We start from the raw sequence: 1993 nt of genomic DNA on the forward strand, positions 1-1993 counted from the left end.
GCGGGCTGTTGCGAAATGTGGGTGTGTTTCGGTGTTGGTCGGCTGCGGAGCGGCCGACCAACACGTTTTGAGGGTTGGCTGGTGTGTCGGGTGGTGTTGATCGATGATGTGTTGGTGGCCAAGGGTTATCGGCGTGTGGAGCGTGATCAGCAGTTTTTGATGCCGCCGGATATGCGGGAGTGGTTGGCGGCTGATGATCCGGTGTGGTTGGTGATCGAGGCGGTGGCGGGGTTGGATACTTCCCGGTTGCATGCCAAACGTCGCATTGGTGGGGTGGGGCGTGCCGGGTATGACCCGGAGATGTTGTTGACGTTGTTGATCTGGGCGTGGGCTCAGGGGCAGCGGTCCTCGCGCAAGATCGAGTGGTTGTGCTCGCGTGATGTCGGGTTCCGGGTGATCTGTGCGGGGGATGTGCCCGATCATGTGACGATCGCGCGGTTCCGCGCCGAGCTGGCTGATGTGGTGGAGGAGTTGTTCACCCAGGTGCTGGTGTTGTGCGCGCGACTGGGTATGGGCCAGTTGGGGGTGGCGGCGATCGATTCGGTGAAGATCGCTTCGGATGCGTCGTTGAGCGCGAACCGCACCGAGAAGGGCTTGCGGGCCGCCGCGGTCGAGCAGGCCGGTGTTGATGCCGCTCGGGCCGCGGCGCGGGCCGCGGCCGCGGCGCATGCCGCGACCGACGCTGCTGAGGATGAGCGGTTCGGGCCCGGCCAGGGTGGTGGCGGTATGCCCGCGGAGTTGGTCGAGCCCTCGGCGCGGGCGTCGCGGATCGCGAAAGCGTTGGCGGAGTTGGAGGCCGAGAACGCAGTTCGCGCGCGGGCTCGTGAGGGGGCCGAGCAGCGTCAGCGCGAGCGTGAGCAGGCCGAGGTGGTTCGTCGTGATGCGATAGTCGCTGACTATCAGCGCCGCCGTGACGAGCAGGGCCAGCGGGTCGGGTTGCCGCCGGTCGAGATCCGGGTGCAGGTGCTGACCCGTAACTGGGAACAGGCCCGCGCCGCGCAGCAGGCCAAGATCGAGCGCTGGCTGGCGGCAGGCGGGCGCGGGCGCCGGCCCGCTGCGCCCGATGAGGAGTACATGGTCAAACGCGTGCGCGCGGCATTGGATCGTGCCCTCGCCGCCGAGGCGGCGATCACACAGGCCCAGGCGGTGACCCGGGCTGCTAGGGCCCGCAAGGCCGCCGAGCGGGCCGTGAACGATAAAGACGCCCAGCGCAACATCACCGACCCCGAGTCCCGGCCGATGCCGCTGCGCGGCGGGGGATGGTTGCAGGGATTCAACTGCCAAGCCGTCACCTCCAGCGACGGACTGATCATCGCCACTGGGGTCACCAACAACCCCAGCGACTGCCCCGGCTTCACCGAGATGATGGGCAAGGCCACCACCGCCGCCGACCTCATCATCAGTCACCACCCCGCAGGCACACCCCAAACCCCTGCCATCACAACACTTCTCAACGATTACACCACCGCGCAAAGGGTCTCGGCCGGTCTCGACACCACCGGTGAAACCTGCACGGCCCCGATCCAGATGCTGCTCGCCGACGCCGGCTACCTGAGCGTGGACAACCTCACCGCTGCCGGGCCCGCCCGGCTCATCGCCCTCGGCAAACGCCGCGACCTGGCCACCACCGCCCGCACCCGGCCCACGACCGGCCCACCGCCCACCGACGCCTCAGTGATCGAGCAAACCGATCACCGACTGCGCACACCCCAAGGCGCCGCTCTCTACAAACAACGCGGCCACATCGCCGAAACCCCCTTCGGCCACGCCAAACACAACCTCGGCTTCCGACGCTTCACCAGCCGCGGAACCAACCGGGCCGCAGCAGAATTCAACTTCCACGCCCTCGTTCATAACCTCTTCAAAGCCATCAAGACCCGACACCTCACCCCCGCACCCTGCTGACAAGAAGTGCCCGCCAGGGTCTACCAAACCCGGTGTTGCCAGCCGCTTCGCGGCTGGCAACACCACCATCCATTTCGCAACAGCCCGC

General features: G+C 67.2%; 1 protein-coding gene. It reads left to right on the forward strand.

Annotated elements, in window-relative coordinates; genetic code table 11:
• Window positions 1-108 precede the first annotated feature (108 nt).
• A complete protein-coding gene (locus NA11_RS43585) occupies window positions 109-1905 on the forward strand; it encodes a transposase (protein ID WP_439957151.1) in 1797 nt (598 codons plus the stop codon).
• The last annotated feature ends 88 nt before the right edge of the window (window positions 1906-1993 follow it).

The sequence above is a fragment of the Nocardia altamirensis NBRC 108246 genome (genome assembly GCF_001612685.1).
GTDB lineage: Bacteria > Actinomycetota > Actinomycetes > Mycobacteriales > Mycobacteriaceae > Nocardia > Nocardia altamirensis.